We start from the raw sequence: 26,982 nt of genomic DNA, 5'->3' as shown, positions 1-26,982 counted from the left end.
GGCCGCATTTTACTTTCGCGGCCCGAGGCCGCATTTTGCTCTCGCGGCCTGAGGCCGCATTTTGCTGGCGCGGCCCGAGGCCGCATTTTACTGGCGCGGCCGGAGGCCGCTTTGTACATTAGGCGGTAAATCAATGAGCATGCCGAACAATCGCAGAGACTTTATCAAAAACGCCGCCCTGCTGCCCGCCGCCCTGGCGGGGAGTTCGGCCCTGACGCGCCCAAGCAAAATGTCCGATCATCTGCCCGATCAACTTACGGTAGTATTCCAGGGGGATTCCATCACCGATGCCGGCCGCGACCGCGAACGGACCGAACCCAACGACTACGGAAAAATGGGGGTGGGCTATTCTCTCCTGGTCGCGGCGATGCTGCTGGGTGAGCATCCCGAAACCGACCTTACCTACTACAACCGTGGAATCAGCGGCAACAAGGTCTACCAACTCGACGAGAGATGGGAGGCCGACGCCCTGTCGCTGCAGCCCGACGTGGTCAGTATCCTGATCGGCGTCAACGACTTCTGGCACATGCTCAACGGCAACTACGACGGCACGGTAGATGTGTACCGCAAGGACTTTGCCGCCCTGCTCAACCGCACGCGCGAAGCCCTGCCTGAGGTGAAGTTCATCATCGGCGAACCCTTCATTATCCGGGGCGGCTCAGCGGTCGGGGACGATCGGTGGAAGAATGAATTCCCCACCTACCAGTCGGCCGCGCGGGCCGTGGCCGCCGAATTTGACGCGGCGTGGATCCCCTACCAGCGGGTATTCGACGAAGCCCTGGAAGAGGCCCCCGCCGCACATTGGAGCCACGACGGTGTGCACCCCAGTCTGGCCGGAAGCTACGTCATGGCCCGGGCCTGGATGGAAGCATTTGAGGGGCTATACTAGGGGCTGGAACTGGACGGTCGGAGGTACTGCTAGTGTAAACCGCCTTTGGGGTAGAATCGATTATGGGGGCATGGAGGAATGGGCTCCGCGTTTATAAAGATTCGGGCCTGGAGGCCCTCCACCCGCTCGGCAACAGGGCCTCGGCCTATAGTGTTACCCCATCCTGGATTGTTGATTACCCCTCTGGCCTTGGGAAGTCGGGCTTGGAGGCCCTCCACCCGCTCGGCAACAGGGCCCCGGCGTATAGTGTTGCCCCATCCTGGATTGTTGATTACCCCTCTGGCCTTGGAAAGTCGGGCCTGGAGGCCCTCCACCCGTTAGGCCCGTGGAGCCCTCACCTTACCCAGTGAAATACAGGTAAGCCACCAGGATCAGCACGACCACCAATACCGAGAACACGATATCGATCGTCCGGACACTAGCGCGGGTTTCGGCGCGCTGCTCGTCGGATACCGTTGACATGGTGAGGCCCTGCACCTTGATCAGCGGGGGGGCTTCGGTAGCGTAACTCACGCCCACCATGGTAGCAGCGGAAACAAGGAAAATGAACAGGCTGTAGTACTGGAAGAAGGTGTTATTGACGATCCAGAAGAACGATCCCTCGGCGTAGGCAAAGCCTTCGTTGAGCATGACCGGGGTATCGATCATCAGTCGGAAGAGGCCGAGGGCGAAGCCCACCAGCATGGCCGCCAGTGCCCCCTTGGCGTTGAGGCGCCGGTTAAACACCCCGAAGAAGAAGACCACGAAAATGGGCGGGGCCAGATAACCCTGTACGCTTTGGAGGTAGTCATATAACCCCCGGCTTCCCTGGATCACCGGGATCCACAGCAGGCCGATCACGACCATCACGGCGGTGGCAATGCGGCCTACCCGTACCAGCTGGGCCTCGCTTACGTTGGGCCGGAATTTGGAGTAGAGGTCCATGGTGAACAGCGTGGACGAAGCGTTGAATACCCCGGCCAGGGAAGACATCAGCGCGGCCAGCAGTCCGGCGACCACCAGGCCCCGGATACCGGCGGGAAGTACCTTCGCAACGAGCAGGGGGAAGACCTGTTGGGCGTTGGCGTTGATGATGTTGCCGTCGGCGTCGAGCAGGGTCTCGGCCAATTGGGGCATCTTGCCGCTGGCCGCGAGGGCAAAGGTTATGATGCCGGGAACGATGAAAATGAAGACCGGGAGCAGCTTGAAAAAGGCCGCCGCGATGGTACCCCGGCGAGCTTCCGTAAGATTTGCCGCCCCCAGCATCCGCTGCACGATGTACTGATCCGTACACCAGTACCACAGCCCGATGATCGGCGCGCAGAACAACATGCCGATCCAGGGGTAATTGGTATTAAAGTACCACGCCATCCGGGTTTCGGTCTTGACGGGCGCCCAGGTGCCCTCCACGCCCTCCGGGACGAGGGGTTTCCAGAGGTTGAACATCTCGGATCCGGCGATGCGCTTCAGCTCGCCCCAGCCGCCCAGGGCGTCCAAACCGTACACGGTGACCGTTACCGCACCGAAAATCAGGATGACGGTCTGGATGGCTTCCGTGTAGGCCACGGCCTTGAGGCCACCCAGGATGGTGTACGCGCCGGTCAGCAATATCATTAGAATGGAGCCCACCCAGAAACTGTCCAGTCCCATGACGTTGACGTCCGGCAGCAGCACCCCGAATACGATGCCCCCGGCGAAGATGCCCACGGCCACCTTGGTCAGTACGTAGGCTATCAGGGAGATGATCGACAACACCCAGCGGGAGGCCGGACTGAAGCGCTTCTCCAGGAATTCCGGCATGGTGTAGATCTTGGACCGCATGTAGAACGGGGCCAGCACCCAGCCCAGCACCAGCAGGCACCAGGCGTGCAGCTCGTAATGCGCCATGGCCACGCCGTCCGTGGCACCCGATCCGGCGAGCCCGACGATGTGCTCCGAGCCGATGTTGGAGGCGAAAATGGAGGAACCGATGACGAACCAGCCGAGGTTGCGCCCGGCCAGGAAGTAATCGTCGGAGGTGTCGTTCTTTTGCCGGATCACCCACCAGGCAATGCCGAGAATCAGAACGAAGTACAGGGTGATGATCACCCAATCGAGAGTGGCCAGTACGGACATTGCGTTAAGGGATTATTTAGTGGAAAAGGAGTAGGTAGTCGTGGTGGCGTAGGTATCGCCCGGCTCCAATACCACCGAAGGGAAGGAGGGCTGGTTGGGAGAATCGGGGAAGTGCTGGGTTTCCAGACAGAGGCCGGATCGGTGACCGTAGGTGCCGCCGCCCGGGGCGGGCAGGGTGCCGTCGAGGAAGTTGCCGCTGTAAAATTGAATGCCGGGCTCGTCGGTAAACACCTCCATAAACCGGCCGCTGGCGGGGTGGTGAACCGTGGCCACCGGCGCGGAACCCCCCGGCTCGTTAAGTACCCAGCAATGGTCAAAGCCTTTGCCCCGGAGGAGCTGCTCATTGTCGTCCCCGATATTCCGGCCGATGGGTTTGGGTTCGGTAAAGTCGAAAGGCGTACCCTCTACCGCTTGCACTTCGCCCGTGGGGATCAGGGTGCCGTCTACCGGCAGGTATTGGTCTGCGTCGATCATCAGCACGTGGTCGAGGATGTCGCCGGAAGGGTCGCCCGACAGGTTGAAGTAGGTGTGCTGGGTCAGGTTGACTACGGTAGGCTGGTCGGTGGTGGCCGAATAGGCTATTTCCAGACGGTTATCGTCGTGCAGGGTATAGGTGACCGTTGTGTTGAGGTTGCCGGGGTAACCGCCTTCCCCGTCCGGGCTCAGGTAGGTAAGGCGTAGTGCAGGTTCCGTGTCCGATGGTACTTCCGTGGCGGTCCAGACCACCTTGTCGAAGCCGGTTACGCCGCCGTGGAGGTGGTTCGGTCCATCGTTGGTTTCCAGGGTGTAGGTCTGGTCGTTCAGCGAGAACCTACCGCCCGCGATCCGATTGCCGTAGCGGCCGATCAAGGCACCGAAGTAGGGGTTGCTGGCCTCGTACTGGGATAGGCTGTCGTACCCCAGCACGACGTTCTCGAAGTTGCCAGTTGAGTCGGGGGCGGTCAGCGAAGTTATGATGCCTCCATAGGTGATCACCTCGACCTCCATACCCGCCGCGTTGCGGAGGATGTACTTGTCTACGGTCTCACCCCCGGCCGTTGTGCCGTAGCTGCTTTTGGTAATGGAGGCGGCCGGGGTGTCGGCTGGTTCTTCTACCGGGCGGTCGTTATTATCATCCCCGCAGGCTGGAAGCAGCAGCGACAGGAGCAACAGGCAAAAAAGCGGTAGGGCGTTGGGGAGTGTCATGATCTTGGTTTGGCGGCTCAGAAGCCGTGCTGGAAAAGGTGGTAGTAGGCCTCGTTGGCGTTGAGATCGTTCTTGAAGTCGCGGACCCGGGTACGGTCGTCGATCACGAGCAGTTCGATGCCTGCAATGTCGGCCAGATCTTCGAGGTATTCAGTAGTAATTGATTGAGTGTAAACCGTATGGTGCGCGCCCCCGGCGAGTATCCAGGAAGTGGCGGCCACGTCAAGGTTCGGCTTGGGATCCCAAAGCACCCGGGCCACCGGCAATTTGGGCAGTTTCTGCAGTGGTGCCACGCTTTCCACTTCATTGACCAGCAGGCGAAAACGGTTGCCCATGTCGATCAGGGAGGCGTTGAGCGCGCTGCCGGGCTGACCGTCGAACACCAGCCGGACCGGGTCGCTCTTGCCGCCAATGCCCAGCGGATGAATCTCGCAGCTGGGCTGTTGGGCGGCGATCGACGGACAAATCTCCAGCATGTGGGAGCCCAGGACGTACGAGCGTTCGGGCGTAAAGTGGTAGGTGTAGTCTTCCATAAAGGAAGTTCCGCCGGCAAGTCCCTCGCCCATCACCTTCATGCACCGCAGGAGGGCGGCCGTCTTCCAGTCACCCTCCGCACCGAAACCGTAGCCCTGTTCCATCAGACGCTGCACGGCGATGCCCGGCAACTGACTGAATTCTCCCAGGTTCTCGAAGGTATTGGTGAAGGCCCCGAAGTTGTTTTCGTCCAGAAAGGACTTCAGCGTAAGCTCGATCCGCGCGGCTTCGAGCAGGGACTCCCGCTGCTCTCCGCCGGCTTGCAGGGCCGGAGAGAGCTGGTAGGCGTTTTCGTACGCTTCGACAAGACGGTCCGCAGCCCCGTTGCCGGCCGCCGACCGGTGCGCCAGGACGTCCGCTACCGCGTAGCCGTTCACGCTGAAGCCGAAGCGCATTTCGGCCGATACCTTGTTGCCTTCCGTAACCGCCACCTGTCGCATATTGTCGCCGATGCGGGCCACCTGCAGCCGCTGGAGTTCCGCCCAGCCGCGGGCTACCCGCGACCATACGTTCAATTTTTTGAGGACCGCGGGATTTCGCCAGTGACCGACGATGACCTTCCGCTTCTTCCGCATCCGAGACATGAGGAAGCCGAATTCCCGGTCGCCGTGGGCCGACTGGTTGAGGTTCATGAAGTCCATGTCGATGTTCTCCCAGGGGATCTCGGCGTTGAACTGCGTGTGCAGGTGACAGAGGGGGCGGGTGAGACTCGACAGTCCGCGGATCCACATCTTGGCCGGGGAAAAGGTGTGCATCCAGACCACCACGCCGATGCAGTCGGGGGCGGTGTTGGCGCGTTGGCAAACGTTCAGGATTTCGTCGGAGGTGGTCACTACCGGTTGTGCCACGAGGTTCACCGGCAGCTCGGCCCGGTCGTTGATGCCGGCCACCATGGTGGTGGCGTGGCGCGCTACTTGCTGCAGGGTTTCGGCACCGTAGAGGTGTTGACTTCCGGTGATGAACCAGAGTTCTTGACTGTTCTTATTCATAATTCAGTTGGCGGGGTTATTGGCCGTAGTAGGCGTTGCGGCCGTGTTTTCTTTCGTAATGTTTGCGGATGAGAGCCTCCTTCAAGCGGGGGGCAGCGGGGTTGATCTGCCGGGCCAGGTAGGCCATCCGGGCTACTTCCTCCAGCACGCGGCTGTGGTAAACGGCTTTGGTGGCGCTGTCGCCCCAGGTGAAGGGACCGTGGTTGCCGAGCAGTACCATCGGCACTTCCCGGTAGTCGAGTCCGCGCTCGGCAAAGCAGTCGGTGATCTGGATACCCGTATTGTGCTCGTAGTTGCCCTGGATCAGTTCGTCGCGCATCGGCGCGGCGCAGGGCACGTCTTCGGTGAGGTGGTCGGCGTGGGTGGTGCCCATGATGGGAATGTCCATCTGCGCCTGCGCCCAAGCGACGGAGTAGGTGGCGTGGGTATGGGCGATTCCCCCGATCTCTTCCCAATTGCGGTACAGCCAGGCGTGGGTCTTGGTATCCGAGGAGGGACGCAGGTTGCCCTCAACGATCTGGTTGTCGAAGTCGACGATAACGATGTCCTCCGGCCGCAGGGCGTCGTAATCCACGCCGCTGGGTTTGATGGCGAAGACGCCGCGGTCGCGGTCCACCGCGCTCACGTTCCCGAAGGTGTAGATCACTAGGCCCAGGGCGTTCAGTTCGAGGTTGGCCTCGTAGCACGCGCGTTTCAGTTCTTGGTAAGCCATGTTGGGGTAAATTGGGTATCTGGGGTGGCTGCTAATCGGCCAGGGATTGCTCCTTGATAGTCGAGGCGGTCTGTTCTTCCACGAATTGGCCGAGGGCCTCGTACCGGCGCAGCAGGGGGAGGAGTTGCCGCACCGCTTCCGGATCGGGCTGGTACTCTGCCTCGTAGCTGCTCGCGAGTTGCCGGCTGGTGGTGAGAATGTCGGGGTAGAGTCCGGCCGCCACCGCGGCGTAAATGGCTGCCCCCAGGGCGGGGGCGTAATCGGAGGTGGCCACAATGATGGGCCGGTCGAGTACATCGGCCAGCGTCTGCATGATGTAGGGCGACTTGCGCGCCACGCCCCCGATGCCGATGACGCGGTCGATCCGCACCCCCTCCGCTTCAAAGCGCTCCACGATCTTGCGGGAGCCGAAGCAAATGGCGTGCACCAGCGCCTTAAACAGTTCGGGAGCTCCCGTGCCCAGGGAAATGTTGGTGATGGCGCTCTTGAGCGACTGGTCGGCATCCGGCGTGCGCCGACCGTTCACCCAGTCGAGGGCCGTGGGAAGGTTGTCCGAAAGGGGAATGTCCCGCGCCCGCTCGCTGAGGACTCCGATCAATTCCGTGTCCATCTCCTCCATCAGCTGCCGCTTCTGTTCCTCGGTGAGGAGGCGGCTGCCAGCGAGCAGTTCCTTGGTGGGCCACAGGAGCACCGACTTGAACCACGCCAGTACGTCGCCGAAGGCCGATTGACCGGCTTCCAACCCGACCATGCCGGGTATAATGGATCCGTCGACCTGCCCGCAGATGCCCCGCACGGCGTGTTCGCCGATCACCTCCCGCGAGGCCACCATCATGTCGCAGGTGGAGGTGCCCATCACCCGCACCAGGCAGTTTTCCGTGATGCCTGCCCCGATGGCACCGGCGTGGGCGTCGAAGGTGCCTACCGCCACTACGGTGGCCGTGGTGAGGCCGAGTTTTCGTGCCCATTGCTCGCTCAAGTGGCCGGCTACTACGTCCGACGTGTACGTTTCCCGGTAGAGGCGGCCGCGCAGTTGGGCGAGATAGGGGTGCAGCCGGCCCAGGAAGGCTTCCGGCGGCAGCCCGTCCCAGTCCTCGTGCCACATGGCCTTGTGCCCGGCGGCGCAGCGGCTCCGCTTGAGGTCGTGGATGTCCGTCTGGCCGGTCAGGAGGTGAGTCATCAAGTCGCAGTGCTCCACCCAGGAGTAGGCGTGTTCGCGCACGGCTTCGTCCTCCCGGACCACGTGCAGGATCTTGGCCCAGAACCATTCGGAAGAGTAGATGCCCCCTTCGTAGCGGGTGAAGTCTTCACCCCCCCAGCTGCGGGCCAGCTCGTTAATCTCCTCGGCTTCCGCGATGGCGGTATGGTCCTTCCAAAGGACCATCATGGCGTTGGGGTTCTCTTCCATTCCCGGCTCGAAGCACAGGGGCGTCCCGCTTCGCGTAACGGGTACCGGGGAGCTGCCGGTGGTGTCCACGCATATGCCCCGCACCCGCTCGGGGGGTACGCCGCCGGCGGCAACGACGCCCCGGATGGTATGCTCCAGTCCTTCCAGGTGGTCCAGCGGGTGTTGCCGAAACTGATTCGCGGCGGGTGCGCAGTACTTGCCCGCTTTCCAGCGGGGGTACCAGTACACTTCGGAGGCAATCTCCGTCCCGTTGGCCGCATCAATCAGTACTGCCCGCACGGAGTCGGAGCCGTAGTCGAGGCCGATCACGTAGTTCTTTTCTTGGGTCATGCGTGACTTATTGGAGGGTGAATGTATACACCACGAAGGCGTGCGATGGTACCGTTACGTCGAGGGTGTTCCCCTGCAGGCTTACGGTGCTTTCCACCGGGCTCAACCGGGTCGGAGCAGAGAATGAATTTACGGCTTCCAGGTCGTCCGAAGCCATGGTAAGTACGCGCACCGAGGCTCCCGCCCGGGCACCCTTCAGGTCGACGGACAGCCGCTGCGGCTCCCTCCCGGTGTTGGCCACCTTCAGGTAGAGTTCTTTCCGTTCGGTATCCTTTACGGCCGAGGCGTAGAGGTCCTCCCGGCCGGTCAGGGGCTCGCCCCCTTCGGTGACGCTCAGCAGGTCGGTGCCAGCGTGGTTGGCGTACATTTTCTGCACGTAGTAGTTCGCCGTGCCGTAGGATTCCAGGTTGTCGAACCAGATCATGTCGGGCGTCCACTGCCAGGCTTCGGCGTGGGCCATGAGGGGGGCGTAAGAGGTCATCACGACCAGGTCGGCGTTGCGTTCCATGCCGGTCATGTAGGCCGCCTCCGAGAGGGCCGTGTTCCAGTTGTTCTTGTTGTCCGGACTGGCGATGGCCACGCTCTGGGCGGCGTACTCCCCGGCGAAGATCTTGGGCCCGTCGCGGGGGTAGTCGTCGTAGCGCGTGGCGTTTTCCCGGAACCACTCCGGTGACCGGTAGTAGTGCTCGTCCACGAGTTCGGCGCCAAGATCGGTGAGCTGTTGCATGCCGTACTCAAAGAATTCCCCGTCGGGGAAGGGACCGCTGCCGGAAACGATCACGATGTCGGGGTACGCCGCGCTGATCGCCTCGTTGAATACCTTGTACCGCTCGATGTATTCCTCGCCCCACTGTTCGTTGCCCACGCCGATGTACTTCAGGTTGAAGGGTTCCGGGTGGCCCATGTCGCGGCGCACCTTGCCCCAGGGGGTGGTCACGTCGCCATTGGCAAATTCGATGAGGTCCAGGGCGTCCTGCACGTAGGGGTCCAGCTCGTCCATGGGCACGAGTTCTCCGGTGTTGAACTGGCAGGCCATGCCGCAGCTCAGGATGGGCAGGGGCTCGGCACCCATGTCCTCGGCCAGTTGGAAGTATTCGAAGAAGCCCAGTCCAAAACTCTGGTAGTAATCCGGGGTGGGGCGGTGGTCAAATTCCGTGTTCCAGCGGTTCACCAGGTACTCCCGGTCGGCTACCGGGCCCACCGTTTTCTTCCACTGGTAGCGCCGGGCCAGGGTACGCCCCTCCACGATGCAGCCACCGGGGAAGCGCAGGAAGCCGGGGTCCATGTCGTCGAGCAGTTGCACGAGGTCCTTGCGCAGGCCTTTCTTGCGCCCCTTCCAGGTGTCGCGCGGGAAGAGCGATACCATGTCCAGGTCGACCACGCCGGTCCCCGTGAAGGTGACGCGCAGGCGGGCCTTGGCGGCCGTGGCCCGCGACCGGATGGTGCCCGCGTATTCCTTCCGCTCGGCGCCCGCCAGGTCCACGGTGGTCTGGCCGAGTACGTTGCCCGCGGTATCGATCAGGGCAAAGGTAGCCTGGCGAATATCCCCCGCGCCCACGGCGGCGTCGAAGGTCAGGTCGTAGTCGGCGCCGGCCTTCACGCCCATGCCGCGGAATCCTTCGTTCAGCAGCACGTAGTCGGGTCCCTTCACGGTCACGCGCAGGAAGTTCACGTTCGCTTGGTCCCGGGCCGTCTTGATGATGTCGCTTTTGCCGGAGCGGGCATTCAGGGAGAAGGGGTCGGTATTCGGTTCCAGCCAGCCGGTCTTGGGCAGGGTGAATTCGAAGCTCCGGTTCTTCACCATTTCGGCGTATAGCCCCCCGTCGGCGGCGAAGTTGATGTCCTCAAAGAATATGCCGTACATCGTCGGCTGTATTGGGGCCCGCGAGGTGCCGGCGTCCAGCTCCAGGGTGCGGGCGGCGGTTTGCCCGTGCAGGACTTTCGGACTGCACCCGCTCAGCAGGAGCAGCAGGGAGAGGGCGGTGAAGATCGGTTTCATAAAGGTGTGGTTTACGGTTCTTGTAGTCGGGTTCGCCGGGGCGAATCCGGAGTGTTTCTTTTGGGCGCGGCCGCGGGTGCCGTGTTCGGTTCCCAGGGTGCCGGGCGGGTGGAGGCGCATCATCGGTCCAGGGGTTCCACGGTAGGCCAGCCGTCGGCGGTCCAGTTTATGGTTCGGACGCCCAGCTTCGGCCGCCCGTTGTCGGCGGCGTCGTAGGCGTGGAAGAACAGGTAGTCCGTACCGTCGAAGTCGTAGACACTGCAGTGCCCGGCCCCGTACCAGTTCTCGTTGCCCTTGAGCACCAGGCTGCCGCCGCCGTGGAAAAGGTTCTTCCCGTCGCGGTCGAAGTAGGGGCCTTCCATGCGGGCCGACCGGCCCACCACCACCTTGTAGGTGCTTTCGACACCGCGGCAGCAGAGGTCCCAGGAAAGGAACAGGTAGTACCAGTCGCCCTTACGGAAGAGGAAGGGCGCTTCCAGTGCCGCATCGCCGGGGTTCTCGTCCGCGAGCTCGAAACTCCGCTCCCGGCGGGCCAGGGTGTGCCACTCCTCTTCCGTAGACAGCCGGGTCAGGGAGGAGTCCAGGCGCGTCAGCTTCAGTCCGTTCCAGAAGGAGCCGAACGAAAGCCACGGCACCCCCCCTTCGTCGAAGATCAGGTTGGGGTCGATGGCGTTCCATAGGTCGCGGTTGGGGTAGGAGCGGATCACGATGCCGTGGTCCGTCCAGCCGTAATCCGGTGCGTTAGGATCCAGGGTAGTGCTCGTAGCCACCCCGATGGCGGAGGTATTTTTACCAAAGGCGGAAACGGAGTAGTAGAGGTAGTACCGCCCGTCGTGCCGCACCACGTCAGGCGCCCAGATGTGGTTGCCGAAGTCGGCCACCACGCCGTCGGCCCAGTCGGGCTTTTCGGGAAAGACCGGGGCGACCTCCGTCCATTCCTCCAGGTCCGGCGAGGTGAAGTGGGCGATACCACGACCCGTCGAGAACAGGTGGTAGGTACCGGCTTCCCGGATGACCACCGGGTCGTGGACACGGATTTCGCCGACGCCCTGGGCACCCGCGGCCGCGCCAGAAAGTAACGCCAGACCGAATCCGGCGCCCAGTAAAAAGCGGTGTAGTGACCCAAGCATGTCAGGGTTGTTTTTGGATGCCTTCGGAGGTCATAATTACCCGTTGCAGCGTGCTGTCGGGGCGGTAGTACAGCCGGTCAATGCTCACCGAACGACGAAAACTGCCCCCGTGGGGCGAGATGGCGCCGGTGTGGTAGATGAAGTAGGGTACCCCGCGGTACTCGATGATTGACTGGTGGTTTGTGTTAGAGTTGCCGGCAATCTCGTTCAGGATGCCGCGGTACTGCCAGGGGCCGTGGATGGAGCGCGACATGGCGTAGGCGGTCTTCTCGGGGAAGTGCTGGGCGTAGGAGAGGTAGTACCAGTCGCCGCGCTTATGGATCCAGGGGGCCTCCGTGAAGCCTTCCAGGCCCTCCACCACTTGGATATCCCCGGCGAGTTCCACCATATTCTCCTTCAGGGGGGCGTAGTAGCAGGCCGTATTGCCCCAGAAGAGGTAGGCCTGCCCGTCGTTGTCGGTATAGACGGTTGGGTCTATATCGTCCCAGCTGATGTCGGTGGCTTTGGTCATGTCGTTGGTGATGAGCGCCCGGCCGATCGCGTCGCGGAAAGGACCCGTGGGGTGATCGGCGACGGCCACCCCGATGGCCTTGCCGGGCACCGTGGCGTGCTCCACCGTGACGTAGAAGTAGAACCTGCCGTCGCGCTCCGCTACCTGGGCGGCCCAGGCGTCGGCCTTGGCCCAGGCGAAGTCGCTGACCCGTAGCGGGACGGGGTGCTCTTGCCAGTTCACCAGGTCGGTGGAGGAGTACACCAGCCACTCGTTCATCTTGTAAAAGTGGAAGTCGAGCGGCGCCTCATCGTGACCGGCATAAAGGAATACCGTATCGCGGTACACCAGCGCGGCGGGGTCGGCGGTGTATTTGTCGCGGATCACGGGGTTGTTGATGGCGGGTGCTTCCCCACCGGACGCGGGGGCCTGGGCACGCAGCGGAGGACAGCACGCGAGGATCAGGAGGGGAAGCAGGACGAGACGGTTCATGGACGGGCGGGGTTAACGGGCTTGCTGGCCGGCCGACAGTACGACGACAGAGAAGGGCGGTACCTCCAGGGTAATGGTGCCTTGGTCGAGGCGGGCTCCGGTGAAGGCAGCGGGCTGCACTTTTTCGGGGTCCTCGAAGCTGTTGTGGTCCTGCAGGGCGGCGGAGGTGAGAATCTCACCGCTCAACTTGCTCAGGTCGAGGGCCGACACGTCGAGCTGGATGGTGTGGGCCTTGCGGCTGTCGATATTCACCAGAGAGATGTGTACCTCGCCGAGCGAATCGCGGGAAGCCGAAGCGGAGATCGCCGGCAGTTCTTCCCCTTCAAAGGTGTAGCTGGGGGAGTCAAATTCCAGGGGGATGAGGGTAGCGTCGTGGTGCGCGTTGTACATCTTCATCACGTGGTAGGTGGGGGTGAGGAGCATCTTCTCCTCGTCGGTCAGGATGACGGCCTGCAGCACGTTCACAGCCTGGGCCAGGTTGGCCATCTTGACGCGGTCGGCGTGGTTGTTGAAGATATTAAGGGTGGCGCCGGCGACCATGGCGTCGCGCATGGTATTCTGCTGGAAGAGGAAGCCGGGATTGGTTCCGGGCTCCACGTCGTACCATCCGCCCCATTCATCGACGAAGAGGTCGACCTTTTTTTCCGGGTCGTGCTCGTCCATGATGGCCACGTGCTTGGTCACAAGTTCGTCCATCCGCAGGGCTTCGCGCATGATGGCGAAGTAGTGCTCCTCGGTAAAGTCCTTCGCGGGGCCCTTATTGCCCCAATCGATGACCGAGTAGTGGTGCAAGGCGATGGCGTCGATCAGATTCTTGGGGATGTTCTGCATGAGCACCTCCGTCCACTTGTAGTCGCTGCTACTGGCCCCCGAAGCAATCTTGTAGATGCCGTCCGAGTTGTTCCAGTCGCTGGCGTAGGTGGCGAAGCGGCGGTAGAGGTCGGCGTAGTATTCCGGGCGCATGTTGCCGCCGCAGCCCCAGGCTTCGTTGCCGATGCCCCAGTACTTGACCGACCAGGGTTCCTCGCGGCCGTTCTCCGCCCGCAGGTTCGGCATCGGGCTGGTGCCGGCCGGGTGGTTGGTATACTTGATCCAGTCGGCGAATTCCTGGGGGGTGCCGCTGCCGACGTTGGCGGAGAGGTAGGGCTCGGTATTGAGCAGTTCGCACATGTTCAGGAATTCGTGGGTGCCAAAGCTGTTGTCTTCCTTCACGTTGCCCCACCAGACGTTAAGGATGGAGGGGCGGTCCGCCTTGGGGCCGATGCCGTCCTTCCAGTGGTAGGTGTCGGCGAAGCAGCCGCCCGGCCAGCGCAGGTTGGGGATCTTCAGTTCGCGGAGAGCTTCGATGATGTCGTTGCGCACCCCCTTGGTGTTCGGGATAGGGCTGTCCTCACCGACGTAGAAGCCTCCGTAAATGTTGCGGCCCAGGTGCTCGGCAAAGTGGCCGTAGATGTGGCGACTGATCGTCGGGGCATCCTCCTGGGGCGCGGCGCGCATGGCGACTGGTTGGGCCCCGAGGGATCCGCCCAGCAGGAGGGTGAGCAGGGTAGCGTAAAGGATTGATTGCATGATATCGGATTTGGATCTTGGTAATGGTACAGGGGACCTAAGCTAGGGAATCTTCTTTCCCCAGAGGGTGGTATGATTTTCGTTCAGGCCGGTGAAAAGGATGGTTGTGGCTACTTCATTTTCCCAGTCGCGACCGCGTTCCACGCGCACGCGGGCGCGGCCGTTCTCGTAGTCGAGGTTCAGCCACGGCGCCTCGTAGGTCCAGCTGCCCGTGACGGCCCCGCTCACGGTTCCGTCGGCACCCAGTTGGATGTCCCGTGCATCATTGAAATCGGCGGCAACCTGTTCCTCGGCGTAGCCGGGCACTACGCGGTAGTCGAAGACGATCAGTTCCCAGTCGCCGGCCAGTTCCGCGGCTTCCACCGGGGTTTCCGTCTCGGTGGCGAAGCGCTGGCTGCTCACCAGCGGCCAGCCGTCCTCGGTCCAGAACAGCTGGCGTACGTGCATCACCATGAAGTAGGAGTTGACACCCGGCCGGCCCTGGTGGCCCATGTAGAAGGCGCCGTCGCGGGCGAAGACGCCGGGATGTGACACGCCCTGCCAGCCACTATGGCTCTTAAAACGGTAGGGCGCCAGAATCATCGGCAGGTCGTCGATGGGCTCGTTCATATTGCGGCCGGCGATGTCGTAGAAGGGTCCTTCGGGACGGTCCGCCCGTCCGACGCGCACGTTGTACTTGGTTTGCAGCCAGTCGTAGGCGATGAAGAGGTAGTACTTATCAAATTCCGGGTGGTAAATTATTTCCGGCCCTTCGATGTTTCCGTTGATGGTGTTGCCCGTGAACCCCCGCTGCGCCACGCGCTCGCCCTTGTCGTTGTTGTAGCGCGCCAGGCCCGTGGCCGGGTCCAGTTCGAGGCGGTAGATGCCGTCCCAGGCCGAGCCGTAGTACATCCAGTGGGCCCCGGAGGAGGGATCCACGACCACCGTCGGGTCGATGGCGTTGGTCTGTACGGTTCCGTCGTCCAGCGAAGTCACCACCAGTCCGGTTTCCCGGTAGGGCCCGCGCGGGGAGGTGGCGGTGGCCAGCCCGATGACGCTCAGTCGGGGGACGGCCGAGGAAAGTGAGTAGTACAGGCGGTATTCGTTCCCCACCTTCATGCTGTACGGGGCCCAGAGGGAGCCGAAGGGTTCGCCGCCGTTGCGGCGGATGAAATTGGCGCCCTGTGTAGGCAGGCCCGGGAAGGCCCAGCCCAGGAATTCCCATTCCACCAGATTCAGGCTGCGGCGTATCTGAATGCCTGGCCGGATCTCGTGCCCGAAGGCCACGTCGGTATTGAAGCTGTAGGTGAAATCGCCGTCGACCAGGTAGCTGGGATCGTGCACGTTGTAGTGCGCCCACTGGCTCGTCTGGTCCGCCGAAGCCACGTCAGCGTAGGTATCAGAAAAGGCTGAAAAATCCACGGGTCCGTCCGACAGGGTAGTCGTGTCGACCGGAGTCGTGACCGGCGGGTCGATCAACGCGGCGGGTTCCTCCTTGGCGCATCCGGGGGCGGCCAGCGCAAGGAGCCATGCAAAGCAGCAGGCCGTCAGGGTGGGAGCGTACGTGGTCAGGCTCATAGGTTTTCTTCCGTGGGGGTGAACGTGATGGTCCGGGTGGTGCGCCCCACCACGTCGTAAAAGGTGAGGTACCGTGCCCCGACGGGGATATTGATTGTGGCGGTGCCCTGACTGAGGTATCCCCCGCCGCGATTGGGCTCCAGTTTCCTCGTCCGGCCGTCGGTGAATTGCAGGTGGGCGGATGCCTCTTCGGATCGGAAGGCGGCTCGTAGGCCCCGCCCCGTGCCCGCCAGTAGGAAACTTTCCGGGGCTTCTCCATTGCGGGTGACCACCACCAGGTCGTCGCCACCACCGCGCGAGACGCGTACCGCCGCCCGGGTATCGCCGGTGGTGGAAAATCCGGAACGGTCGGCCGATACGGACTGAAAGTTGAGGCGGCCGTCATTCAGCAGTACCGTGCCCGTGGAGGCGTCCATTTTCCCGCCGATGACCTCGCGGTGGTAGTCGCTGCCGACCAGCAGGAGATCCAGGTAGCCATCGCCGTCGAGGTCTTCCGCAACCACGCCGAGAACGGGCCCGTACTGGGCGGCGCGGGGCAGGGGGCGCACCACGAAGCCTTTTTTACCGCGGTTTTCCAGCAGCACGCTCTCCTGCATTTCGCAGGTTAGGGTATGCATGCCCACGGTATCCAGCAGACCGAGAATCTCCGTGGTCGTGGCCCGGGCGTAGCGGTGATAGTATAGGATGTCCTTTTTGATCCGGGGCAGCTGGGCCGCCAGTTGGTCGAAGGGGGCGGCCGGGTAGTACTGCCCTTCCTCGTACATCGAGAGGATGGGGTCGGTAGTGCCGTTGCCGTCGAAGTCTCCGTAGTGGAGTTGCAGGGGGTGGCCCGGAGTAGGCGTATGCGGGGTGTTCTCACCCAGGTTGCCGACCACGTAGTCGGTATCCCCGTCGTCGTCGAAGTCACCCGCAGTAAGGCTGTTCCACATTCCGGAGGAATGGGAAAGCCCTACCGGGTCACTAACTTCAATCAGCTTCTTTCCGTTGTTCTCGAACAGGCGGATGTTCATCATTTCGCCGACCACCAGGAGGTCGGGCAGGTGGTCGTCGTTGTAGTCGGTCCAGAGGGCGGAGGTGACCATGCCCACTTGCTGAAGGGCCGGGCAGATTCGGGCGGTCACGTCCTCGAAGCCGCTGCCCGTGTTGCGGAGCAGGTAGCTGCGGGGAGTAGCGGGGTACTGTCCGGGGACCACGCGCCCCCCCACGAAAAGGTCCAGCGCCCCGTCTCGGTCAAAGTCGCCGGCGGTCACCGCGGCGGTGCTGCTGAGCATGGCCGGGAGGGCGTCTTCGGCCAGGGAGAAGGTGCCGTGGCCGTCGTTATGGTATAGCCGGTCCTGGTAGTAGGGACTGGCCGGGTGCCGTTCCGAGCCGCCGCTGCTGACGTACAGGTCGAGGTCCTGGTCGTTGTCCACGTCCAGCAGCAGGCCACCCAGGTCTTCGTATTTCTCGCTCGCCAGCGGGCGATGGGTGAACGATCCGTCCCGACCTTGCAGGAGGATGCTGGCGTCGCTACCGTAGGCCCCGCTAAAGAACAGGTCTTCCAGTCCGTCGCCGTTAACGTCGCCCACGGACACGCCCGGGCCCTGGTGGGTGAAGGCGTGGGGCAGCAGGGGCTGCACGGCAAAATCGCTGGGAGTGATGGCCTCGTGGTGGGCGTAGGGTAGTGTGGCGGCCGACCGCAGCAGTAGCGACGGGGATTTCTTCGCGGGTCCGGAAACGGCCGCGGTTGCGGATGCGTACGCTACGGTCACTACCTGGTCCGTTTTAATCGCCTGCAAGACACTTTCCCGTCCGTCGGGCCACACCACCCGCAGGCTGTCGATCAGGGAATCCGTTCCGATGCCAAAGTGCAGTACGGAGGTGACGGAGCTCTGGTAGCCCCCGGCCGGCTGCTGCAGCCGGTGCTGGGTATGTGGGCCGTGGTAAGCGATGACCCGTGCGCCGATGCCCGGTTCGTTTGAGGGGATGCCCCGCAGCTGCACCTGCAGGTAGTGGGTGGTCTCGCGGCGTTTTTCCCGCACGTGGTTGCGGTATACGAAGGCTGGTTCGTTCAGGTTGTTGGTGACGATTTCGAGGTCACCGTCCTGGTCCAAATCTACGTATACGGCGCCGTTGGAGATGGAGGGTTTTGACAGGCCCCAGCTGTCGGTCACGGCGGTGAAGGTTGCCTCGCCGCGATTGTGGTAGGCGTAATTGGGCAGGACGATGGCCGGCAGTTCTTCCAGGCTGCGGTAGAGCTCTTGCTGTACGTCCTGCGGGCGGGAAAAGGGGTCGACGGCCTCCTGCCGGAACTTCACGAAATCAAGGTCCGTGATGTTCTTCCCGTAGCCGTTGGTGATGTAGAGGTCTTCCAGTCCGTCGTTGTCCAGGTCGGCGAGCAGGGGGCACCAGCTCCAGTCGGTGCGGTCGATGCCCGCCAGCTGCCCGATCTCCTGGTAGCGCCCCGCGGCCGACCCCAGTTGCAGCATATTCCGCATGTACTGGTAGCCGTAGCCCAGGCTTACCGCTCGCTCGAAGCGGCTGGGCTGGTTGGGGCCGAACATGGTCATCCGGCGGAAGTGATCCTCCGGGAGCATGTCCAGGGTGAGGAGGTCAAAGTAGCCGTCGTTATTAATGTCGCCCACCCGGTTGCCCATAGAGAAGAAGCTCGTGTGCCCGAAATAGCGGTCGGCTTCCTCCCGGAAAGTGCCGTCGTGCTGGTTCACGTAAAGCAGGTCTTTGGAGAGGTAATCGTTGGATACGTAGATGTCGGGCCAGTCGTCGCGGTTGGCGTCCAGAATGGCCACGCCGAGCCCGAAACCCTCGATGGTAATCCCGGCCCGCGCGGACACATCCGTAAAGATGGGGTGGCCGAGGCGCTCGTCGAAGGTGTTTTCGTACAGGACATCGGTATTGCGCGCCGATCCGTCGGTAAGGATGGGCTTGATCGTCACCGCCGAACGCTCGAAGCCGCCACCGTTGAGCAGGTACAGGTCGAGGTCGCCGTCGCGGTCGTAGTCGAAGAATACGGCGTGATTGGATTCGCCGGGGTGGTCCAGTCCGTACTCCGCCGCCGCCTCCCGGAATGTGGCATTCCCCCGGTTGACGAAAAGCAGGTTGGGGTACGTGCTTTGGTTTCCGGGCCCGCCTACGCTCACGTAAATATCGTCGTATCCGTCGCCGTTAATATCCACTATAGTCACTCCCGTACACCAGCGCCCAGCAGTGGTAAAACCCGACACATCCGTTACGTCGGTGAAGCGGAAATCGCCCCCGTTCAGGTACAGGCGGCTCCCCACCGCATTGCCGGTGAACACCAGATCGGGCCGCCCGTCGCGGTTGAAATCACCGACACCAACGCCGCCCCCGTTGTAGAGGTATTCGTAGGTGAGGAGGTTCATGCTGTCAGTGGGGGTTACCGTATTCGTGAATCCGATGCCCGTACGGGCAGGGTCCAGCAATTCGAAGAGGGGGTCGGCGGCCGCTCCCGTCTCGGCCCGTCCCGGTTGGCACCCCGTGATCCACCCCAGGGAGAGGATTCCCAGGAGGTGAAACGATATCAGGACCGGCCGGACGGAGTGGCGCACAAGTAGGGGTTTAGTTGGCGGAGTTGCCGACCAGGTTGGGGTTGCGGTCGATCTCGGTCTGAGGAATGGGGAGGAACTCGTCTTCACCGGGCGTGAAGGTGGCGAACTCGAAATCGTGGGACCGCAGTTCCTCCAGTTCGGCCCCCTGCAGGTGACCCCACCGCTTCAGGTCGTAGAAGCGCACGCCCTCGATGGCCAGTTCCATGATCCGTTCGTGCTCGAGCTGCTCCATGAATTCTTCCAGTGAGTAAGCGGCGAATTCCGCCTCCCGGTCGGGCAGGTTGGCCCGGTCCCGGACCTGCTGCACGTACCCGGCCGCCGCAGCGATGTCGCCCGTCTGGGCCAGGGATTCGGCGTACATGAGCAGCACGTCGGCGTAGCGGATGATGTGGTAGTCGAAGCCGGCGGAAAAGGCATCCGTACCGTTGGCGGCGTTGGTGTATTTCTTAATGAAGTAGTCGTTTTCACCGTAGCCGCGCTCAAACCAGTCGACGCCGTAGGCGGTGGTGTAACCTTCCGCGGGTTCGTAGGACAGCAGGGTGGCGTGGTAGCGGGGGTCAAGCTTGCCGTCCACCGTCCGTTCCTTCCTCATTTCGTCGTAGAGGAAGCGGGTGGGGTAGAAGTCGAAGAAGTCGCCCACGGAGTAGGTGGGGGTCAGGGCCAGAAACTGCCGCCAGTTGACGTTGGGGTCGCCCCCCCAGTTGAATTCGGAGCTGGTGCTGGTGGTAAAGTCGGCCCAGAAGATCTTGCCGGGGTTGGCGTTTTCGATGCCGGGGTCCTGGGAGAACAGGTCGGCGTAGCGGGGCGCCAAGGCGTATTCCCCGGAGTTCACCACCGCGGCAAACAAGGGGGTGGCGGCTGTGTAATCCCCTTCGTAGAGGTGAACCTTGCCGAGCAGGGCCTGGGCCGCTCCCTTGGTGGCCCGACCTTCCTGTCCCTGGTCCGGGCCGCCGACGGCATCGTAGTTGACGGGCAGGCGGTTGATGGCGTTCTCGAGGTCAGACTTCACCTGGGCATAGACCATTTCCTGGGTTACGTCCTCGTTGCTGGGGTAGAAAGACTCCACGCCATTGGGGGTGGTGAGTACCAGGGGCACGTTGTTCAGGGCGTTGGTCAGGTTGAAGTAGGCCAGTCCGCGCAGGAAGTAGGCCTGTCCCAGCAGCCGCTCGCGCAGTTGGGCGTCGACGTCCTCGATCTGGGGGATGTTTTCCAGGGCCTGGTTGGCGCGGGAGATCATGATGTAGTGTCCGGCCCAGAAAATCTCCAGGGCCCCATCGGTGCCGGGCACGGTGAAGGCGCTCAGTCCGGTGAGGAAGGGCCAGGGACTGCGGCTGCTGATCTCATCGCCGCGCCCGTCGTGGTAGATGGGCGTCATGCGCTGGTACATCCCGTCGATGATCAGGGTATTGTAGATGGCGTCCACCGCGGCCACGGCCTGGCTCTGGTTTTCGTAGTACTGCCCGGTAGACAGGCGGTTGGGGTCGGCGATGTTCAGCTCGTCGGTACAGGCCGTGGCGAAAAGCAGGAGAGCCGCAAGTGCCCCGAGGGTGATGTTTCTGAATTGCATGACTAGAATTTGATTTGGATACCGAGCATGGTGGTACGGGGGCGGGGGAAGCTGCCGAAGTCAAAACCGGGGTTAAGGATACCGGCCTGGAAGTCCGGGTTGTAGCCCTTGTAAGCCGCGAAAGTGTGGACGTTCTGTACGGTGGCGTAGATGCGGGCGCTCTGCATATGGGCCTTGCGCAGCAGTCCGGCGGGCAGGGTGTAGCCCAGGGAAAGAGTGTTGATGCGGAAGTAGTCGCCGTCCTGCAGCCAGCCCGGCCGGTCGCTGTCGCGGTGGTTGTTGTTGGGGTCGTTGATCACCACCCGCGGCACGTCGGTGGTGGTGTTGGTGGGCGTCCAGCGGTTCAGGATGTCCTCGTGCCGGTTATTGTAGCCAGTGGTAGGCATGAGGCCCCGGTAGAGGTTGCTGTTGATGAGGTTGCCCCCGCTGCCCTGTCCGAATACCGTGAAGTCGAAGTTTCGGTACTCAGCTACGAAATTGAGTCCGTAATAGTAGGTGGGCAAACCCGATCCCAGGTATTGACGGTCGGCTTCGTCGACGACCCCGTCGCCGGTCAGGTCGGCAAACCGGATGTCTCCGGCTGACGTACCCTCGGTCTGGAAGGGCGCCTCGGCCACTTCCTGCTCCGACTGGAAGATGCCCTCGTAAACCCATCCGTAGTGCTGGCCGATGGCCTGCCCCACCTCGGTGCGGGAGCCCGCCCCGGAGATGAGGTCGAGGGTGCCGATATCCAGCACCTTGTTCTTCACGGTGTAGAAGTTGGGCGAGATGCTCAGCCGTACAGGCCCCACGGTGGGGTGCCAGCTGCCGGAAAGCTCGATCCCCGAATTTTCGATCGAGCCGGCGTTGGTCGTCAGTCCGCCGAGCGAACCATTGGACAGGGGGATGGGCAGGTCGATGAGTACGTCCTTGGAAGTATTGCTGTAGTACTCTGCGGTGAACTCCACCTGTCCGTCCATCAGCTCCAAGTCCAGGCCCACGTTGCGGGTCACGCGGGTCTCCCAGGTAATGGCGGGGTCCACCAGCAGGGTGGTGGCAGCACCGAAGACGCGTCCCGTGGAGAATTCATAGGGGATGGCCCGGTTGATGGTGGCCTGGTAGCGGAAGTTGCCGATCTCCTGGTTGCCGAGTTCGCCGTAGCCGCCGCGCAGCTTCAGGCCGGTGACGGCTTCGGGCAAGGGCAGGGTCTTGTGCAGTTTCCAGCCCAGTCCGATGGAGGGGAAGACGGCGAAGCGGTCCTCTTCCCGGAAGCGGGAGGAGCCGTCGCGGCGGATGTTGAAGGTCAGCAGGTAAGTATCGTCGTAGGCGTAGGCAATCCGCCCCAGGAAGGAGGCCAGGGTGGCGGGTTGCTGGTTATCGGTCACGCTGAAGGTCGAGGCGTTGGACAGGCTGCGGATGTAGGGCTTCTCCAGGCCGGACCCCACGGCGGTGATCTGACGGAAGTTGAATTCCTGGAAGCTCTGTCCGGCCAGCACCGTCAGGTCGTGCTTGCCAATGACGTTCTGGTAGGTCAGTGTATTCTCCACGAGGAAGGAGTTGCCGGAGCGGTCACCAACCTGCAGTTCGGCGATGGGCCGGGGGAAGAAGTAGCCGAGGTCGTACTGGGGGGCGAAGAGCTCGTCCGTGATGTCGGTATTGTCGTACTGCAGGCTGGTCTTGAAGGTCAGGGCGTCCAGCAGGTCGACTTCCCCGTAGACGTTGGCCAGCAGGCGGTTCACCTTGCTGGAGTTGGTCACCAGGGTGTTGAAGCCGGGAACGTTGAGGGTGATGGACTGGTGGATCACCGCGTCGGCACCGCCGAATCCGCCCTCGCGGTTGGGGTCCTCGACGGGGATCGTCGGGATGGCCTGCAACAGGTCGTTAACGAGAGTGGAGCGGCCACCGGGCAGGAAGAGGCTGAAGGGCCCGGTGAAGAAGAGCGGGTTTTCGTCGGAGCGCATGGCATAAATATTTTCTCCGAAGCGCACGCGGCCCAGGTCTAGCTCGGAATTCACGCGGGCGGAGTAGCGCTTGTAGTCCGGCCCGGAGCCGACCAGGGTGCCCTTGTTGTCGAGGTAGTCCAGGCTGACGAAGTAGTTCAGGTTAGAGGTCCCCCCGCTCAGCCCCAGGTTGTAGTTCTGGATGGAGCCGTCCTTGTAGCCGGCGTCCTGCCAGTCGGTATCGATGTTGTTGATGTAGCTCGGCGAGGAGGGGTTATTGCCGGGCACGGCGGCCTGCCCCCCGTTGGCGAGCAGTTCGTTGCTGATGGTCTGGTAGCCTACCCGGTCGAGCACCGGCAGCCGCTGGGGCACGGTCTGCAGTCCGGCGTAGGCCGAGAAACTGACGCCGAACTTGCGGTTCTTGGCGCCCGACTTGGTTGTGATGATCACCACGCCGTTGGCGGCCCGGTTGCCGTAGATGGCTCCGGAGGTGGCGTCCTTCAGGATCTGGATGGACTCAATGTCGTTGGGGTTGATGTCGCGGATGCCACCGGCCAGCGGGAATCCGTCCACCACATACAGCGGCTCCGCTCCGGCGCCCAGTCCGAAGGTACTCACCCCGCGGATGCGCACGTTGGGGGCCGCACCGGGCTGCCCGTCGCTGGTGATGGATACTCCGGCCACCCGCCCCTGCATCATCTGGGTGACGTCGTTGGAGGCCTGTTTAGCCATTTCCTCGGTGTTGACCACGCTGACGGACCCGGTGAGGTCCTCCTTGCGCTGGGTGCCGTAGCCGACCACGACGATCTCATCGAGCAGCGCCACGTCGGTCGCAAGTACGACGTCGATCTGCGAGCGGCCGTTCACCGGTACTTCCTCGCGACGGTAGCCGGTGTAGGAAAACTGCAGTACGTCTTCGGGCGCGACGGTCAGGCTGTAGCTGCCGTCCAGGTCGGTCACCGTACCGGTACTCTTGCCCGCCACCGTGATGCTCACGCCGATGAGGGGCTCACCCTCCTCGGCCGTAACCGTACCGGTGACCGTCTGCGCGCCCAGGGCCGCCGAGCACGTCAGCAGGCAGGCGATGACGAAGGAGAGTAACCATTTGTCGGGGTAGAAGGCAGGTAACCCTGCTGCCTCGGACTGTTCGCGTGTCATCATAACGGCGTATTTGCGGATTTAATAAGTGTGAATCGTACACTTGCAAATGTATGCGCATATTTTGATCCTGCAAAATTTTACTTCTTGAAAATCAAATATTCTTTTGGTTAAATTTGATGTCACTGCGTAAGCCGAACAAGATTTTTTGTGTACGATTTACACTTATTATGAAGGGAAATCCTGTAAAATGCCTAGGTTTGCCTTTCTTGGAAGCCCCTTCACTTATCCCCCCGCCCGTCATGTACGAACACACCGACAAAGAGCGACTCCTGCTGGCGGTAGACTGTATCGTCTTCGGATTCGACGGGGAAAAACTCAAGATCCTGTTGATCAAGCGGGGTTTCGAGCCCGAAAAGGGCAAGTGGTCGCTGGTGGGCGGCTTCCTGAAGAAGAACGAAGTGCTGCACGACGCGGCTACCCGCATCCTTACGCTCTACACCGGCCTCGACGACGTCTATATGGAGCAGGTGGGCACCTTCAGCGATATCGACCGCGACCCCGAGGAGCGCACCGTCTCCACGGCCTACTACGCCCTGATCAACATCAAGAACCACAGCCAGAAACTGAACCGGCAGTTCTCCGCCCGCTGGTTCAGCGTGGAGGAGGCCCCGCCGCTGATCTTCGACCACGACAAGATGGTACGCTACGCTCTCGACCGCCTGAAGATCAAGGCGGAGACGGAGCCCATCGGCTTCGAACTGTTGCCGGAAAAGTTCACCATGCGGCAGTTGCAGAACCTCTACGAGGCCATCTGGAATGTCTCGCTCGATAAGCGCAATTTCATCAGTAAAGTGCGCTCGCTGGATATCCTCGAGAAGCTCGACGAGAAAGACATGACCTCCTCCCGCAAGGGCTCCTTCCTGTACCGCTTCGACGCCGAGAAGTACCGGACGGTGGAGCGGAACCGGGCTTCGCTGAATCTCTAGGGCCGACACAGGGCATTTGCCGCAGGGAGCTTAGCTTCACGATTACGGGGCGGTGGTCAGCCACCCGCTGTCCTGGCCCCTGGCCGCGACCCGTGATACGCGTATAATTTCTGCGCTCCATGTACCTGCACCTCCTCTTTTTTATCCTGCTGCTGCCTGCCCTTATGTCCGCCCAGCCTCCGACCTACAGTAATCTCGTGCTGACCGACGTCTTCAAAAAGCCCGTCACCCAGAACAGCCACGCTTCTACCATCGTGGAACTCGGGCCGGATCGACTGCTCGTCGCCTGGTTCGGGGGCAGCCGGGAGGGCGCGAAAGACGTCGGCATCTACGCCAGTCACCGGGAGGGAGAGCGGTGGTCGCACCCCCGGCAACTGTTAGCTCCCCTGGTCACCGATGGCGACACCCTGCCGTGCTGGAATCCGGTGCTGTACCGCAGCCTGAGCGGCAAGCTGTACCTCTTCTACAAGGTTGGGAAGAACCCCCGGGAATGGTTCGGCGCCATGCTGACCTCGGACGATGACGGAGTGCAGTGGAGCGCCCCCCGCTACCTGCCGGACGGCTTCCTCGGGCCCGTCCGCAACAAGCCCATCGAGCCGGAACCGGGCGTGCTGCTCTGCGGCAGCAGCACCGAAAGCCCCAGTACCGATGCCTGGCGCGTCCACCTGGAACGGTACCGGGAAGAGGAGGGAAGCTGGGAAAGGGTGCCCGTACCGAACCCGCGGGAGTTCGAGATCATCCAGCCCACCTTCCTGCAGCACGGCGGCGATACCCTGCAGATACTTTGCCGGAGCAAGCACGACCGTCTCGTGGGCAGCTGGTCGTACGACAAGGGCAACAGCTGGACGGCGGCGGACACCCTGGCCGTCCCCAATTCAAACTCCGGCGTCGATGCCGTTACCCTCGCTTCCGGCAAATTCCTGCTCGTCAACAATCCCCTCCCGCGGGGCGAAAACTGGTGGAACGGACGCAGCGTGCTGGACGTGGAGTGGTCCACCGACGGACTATCCTGGCAGTCGCTCTTCGACCTCGAACGCCACGCGGAGGGAGAATACAGCTACCCAGCCATCATCCAGGCGGCGGACGGGACCGTCCACGTGGTCTATACCTACGACCGGCGGACCATCCGGCACGCCAGCTTCCGGCTCGGGGAGCGTTGACGACGGTGCCTTTCCCTTTCGGTGCGGACGGTTATTCGGACCGGCGGACTTAGCTTCACCTCCCCGGGCGGTAATCCGCCGCCCGTCACCCGCCGCAATGACTCCCTGGCTGATCACCGGCTTTACCGTGGTACTTACGTACTTCCTTGACCGGTGGGACACCCCCTGGCTGCGTAAACTGTTCGCCTGGGTGCCGGCCATTCTGCTGGCCTACCTGCTGCCGGCCGGCCTTTCCGCGCTGTTGGGCGCGGATTTTTCCGACCACGCCATTCACGGCTACAGCCGGTCGTACTTCATTCCCCTGGCCATCGTGGCGGTGATGAGCAGTCTGTCGGTAGGGCAGCTCGGTTCCATCGGCTGGAAGCCGCTGGCGGTATTCGTGGCCGGATCGTGGTGGATCGCGGTCTTTCCCGTCGTCCTGGCGATGGCCCTCGCCGGTACGCATTTCGTGACCGAAACCCTGGTGGAGGCCGCCTACTGGAAGGGCATTCCGCCCATCGTGGGCAGCTGGATCGGCGGCAGCACCAGTCAGCTGGTGCTGAAGGAAGTGGTGGACTGTCCGGAGCACATCTTTCTGTCGATCCTCGTCATCGACAACATCCTGGTCAATATCTGGACCATCCTGATGTTCCAGGGGATCAAGAGAAGCGACCGCCTGAACGCCCGGCTGGGCATCACGGACGACGCCATGCCCGCGCCCCTGCCCCCGCGAGATGGGGTACCCCTGCACCCGCTGGTCTGCCTGGGTCTTCTGTTATTCAGCGTCCTGGCGATCGATTACCTGGTGGATGCGTTTGTCGCCCGTATCCTGGTCCTTTCCGCGGTAGGCCTGCTGCTGAGCAACCTGCTGAGGACGTGGAACCAGACCTTCGCCCTGCGGCTCGGGGCGGTGATGATCCTGGTAGTGATGGCTGTGCTCGGACTACGACTGCGCTTCGACCTGGTGCGCTTTGAGGGGGAACTGCTCGCTTTTCTGCTCGTCTGGCTGATCAGCCACTTCGCCTTCATGTTGCTCGTGGCCCGGGCCCTGAACGTGAACGCGGCCTGGGTGCCCATCGCCAGCATGGCCAACGTGGGCGGGATAGCCACGGCACCCGCGGTGACCGCCGCCTATGAGAAGCGCTGGATGCCCCACGCCGTACTGCTAGCGATCCTGAGCATGGCTACCGGCACGGTGTGGGGGCTGCTCACGATCTACCTGTTCGAGTGGTGGGTGGTGTAGTGGTCGGTATCGGCACCCCTTGATTCTGTATTGGCAAACCCCTAATTTGCGGGAGCCCCACCCCCCAAGAAGCCGCGATCCTT

General features: G+C 62.5%; 17 protein-coding genes. 4 read left to right on the top strand and 13 right to left on the bottom strand.

The window, feature by feature from the left end; translation table 11 throughout:
* The first annotated feature begins 139 nt into the window (after nt 1-139).
* Nucleotides 140-889: an SGNH/GDSL hydrolase family protein gene (locus E4021_RS15555; protein ID WP_136460303.1), complete on the top strand. Its 750-nt coding sequence runs from the start codon at nt 140-142 to the stop codon at nt 887-889.
* A gap of 339 nt (nt 890-1,228) precedes the next feature.
* Here the strand turns inward: E4021_RS15555 and E4021_RS15550 are convergent, their stop codons facing one another.
* The 13 genes from E4021_RS15550 to E4021_RS15490 form a co-directional block, all read right to left on the bottom strand.
* Nucleotides 1,229-2,983 (bottom strand): sodium:solute symporter, encoded by a 1,755-nt coding sequence (locus E4021_RS15550; protein WP_211097041.1) that lies wholly within the window; start codon nt 2,981-2,983, stop codon nt 1,229-1,231.
* 12 nt (nt 2,984-2,995) lie between these two features.
* Nucleotides 2,996-4,168 (bottom strand): aldose epimerase family protein, encoded by a 1,173-nt coding sequence (locus tag E4021_RS15545; RefSeq protein WP_136460302.1) that lies wholly within the window; start codon nt 4,166-4,168, stop codon nt 2,996-2,998.
* 17 nt (nt 4,169-4,185) lie between these two features.
* Complete coding sequence (araA, locus tag E4021_RS15540) at nt 4,186-5,691, bottom strand: L-arabinose isomerase (protein WP_211097040.1); 1,506 nt, start codon at nt 5,689-5,691, stop codon at nt 4,186-4,188.
* A 16-nt stretch (nt 5,692-5,707) separates the two neighbouring features.
* Nucleotides 5,708-6,403 (bottom strand): L-ribulose-5-phosphate 4-epimerase, encoded by a 696-nt coding sequence (locus E4021_RS15535; protein WP_136460300.1) that lies wholly within the window; start codon nt 6,401-6,403, stop codon nt 5,708-5,710.
* A 31-nt stretch (nt 6,404-6,434) separates the two neighbouring features.
* Entirely contained in the window at nt 6,435-8,141 is a 1,707-nt protein-coding gene (locus E4021_RS15530) for a ribulokinase (protein ID WP_136460299.1), read from the bottom strand.
* Between the two features lie 7 nt (nt 8,142-8,148).
* Entirely contained in the window at nt 8,149-10,140 is a 1,992-nt protein-coding gene (locus E4021_RS15525; protein ID WP_136460298.1) for an alpha-L-arabinofuranosidase C-terminal domain-containing protein, read from the bottom strand.
* Between the two features lie 119 nt (nt 10,141-10,259).
* Nucleotides 10,260-11,270, bottom strand: coding sequence for an arabinan endo-1,5-alpha-L-arabinosidase (locus E4021_RS15520; protein ID WP_136460297.1), 1,011 nt, complete (start codon nt 11,268-11,270; stop codon nt 10,260-10,262).
* A gap of 1 nt (nt 11,271) precedes the next feature.
* Entirely contained in the window at nt 11,272-12,252 is a 981-nt protein-coding gene (locus E4021_RS15515; RefSeq protein ID WP_136460296.1) for a glycoside hydrolase family 43 protein, read from the bottom strand.
* Nucleotides 12,253-12,264: 12 nt separating this feature from the next.
* Nucleotides 12,265-13,821, bottom strand: a complete 1,557-nt coding sequence (locus tag E4021_RS15510; protein WP_136460295.1) for an alpha-N-arabinofuranosidase — start codon at nt 13,819-13,821, stop codon at nt 12,265-12,267.
* 42 nt (nt 13,822-13,863) lie between these two features.
* A complete protein-coding gene (locus E4021_RS15505) occupies nt 13,864-15,378 on the bottom strand; it encodes an arabinan endo-1,5-alpha-L-arabinosidase (RefSeq protein WP_136460294.1) in 1,515 nt (504 codons plus the stop codon).
* Entirely contained in the window at nt 15,375-18,944 is a 3,570-nt protein-coding gene (locus tag E4021_RS15500) for a VCBS repeat-containing protein (RefSeq protein WP_136460293.1), read from the bottom strand. Before E4021_RS15500 ends, E4021_RS15505 begins: the two co-directional genes overlap by 4 nt.
* A gap of 10 nt (nt 18,945-18,954) precedes the next feature.
* Nucleotides 18,955-20,511: a RagB/SusD family nutrient uptake outer membrane protein gene (locus tag E4021_RS15495; protein ID WP_136460292.1), complete on the bottom strand. Its 1,557-nt coding sequence runs from the start codon at nt 20,509-20,511 to the stop codon at nt 18,955-18,957.
* A 2-nt stretch (nt 20,512-20,513) separates the two neighbouring features.
* Nucleotides 20,514-23,591, bottom strand: a complete 3,078-nt coding sequence (locus E4021_RS15490; protein WP_136460291.1) for a SusC/RagA family TonB-linked outer membrane protein — start codon at nt 23,589-23,591, stop codon at nt 20,514-20,516.
* Between the two features lie 239 nt (nt 23,592-23,830).
* Here E4021_RS15490 and E4021_RS15485 point away from each other — a divergent pair, with 239 nt between their 5' ends.
* From E4021_RS15485 to E4021_RS15475, 3 genes are all read left to right on the top strand, one after another.
* Nucleotides 23,831-24,517 carry an NUDIX hydrolase gene (locus E4021_RS15485; protein WP_211097039.1) on the top strand — a complete coding sequence of 229 codons (687 nt, stop codon included), beginning with the start codon at nt 23,831-23,833 and terminating at the stop codon, nt 24,515-24,517.
* A 119-nt stretch (nt 24,518-24,636) separates the two neighbouring features.
* Complete coding sequence (locus tag E4021_RS15480) at nt 24,637-25,677, top strand: sialidase family protein (protein ID WP_136460289.1); 1,041 nt, start codon at nt 24,637-24,639, stop codon at nt 25,675-25,677.
* Nucleotides 25,678-25,774: 97 nt separating this feature from the next.
* A complete protein-coding gene (locus tag E4021_RS15475) occupies nt 25,775-26,899 on the top strand; it encodes a DUF819 family protein (protein WP_136460288.1) in 1,125 nt (374 codons plus the stop codon).
* Nucleotides 26,900-26,982 lie beyond the last annotated feature (83 nt).

The organism is Neolewinella litorea, assembly GCF_004803465.1.
Lineage (GTDB): Bacteria > Bacteroidota > Bacteroidia > Chitinophagales > Saprospiraceae > Neolewinella > Neolewinella litorea.
The sequence above is the reverse complement of the archived record's forward strand: the minus strand, read 5'-3'. Positions and strand labels throughout refer to the sequence as shown.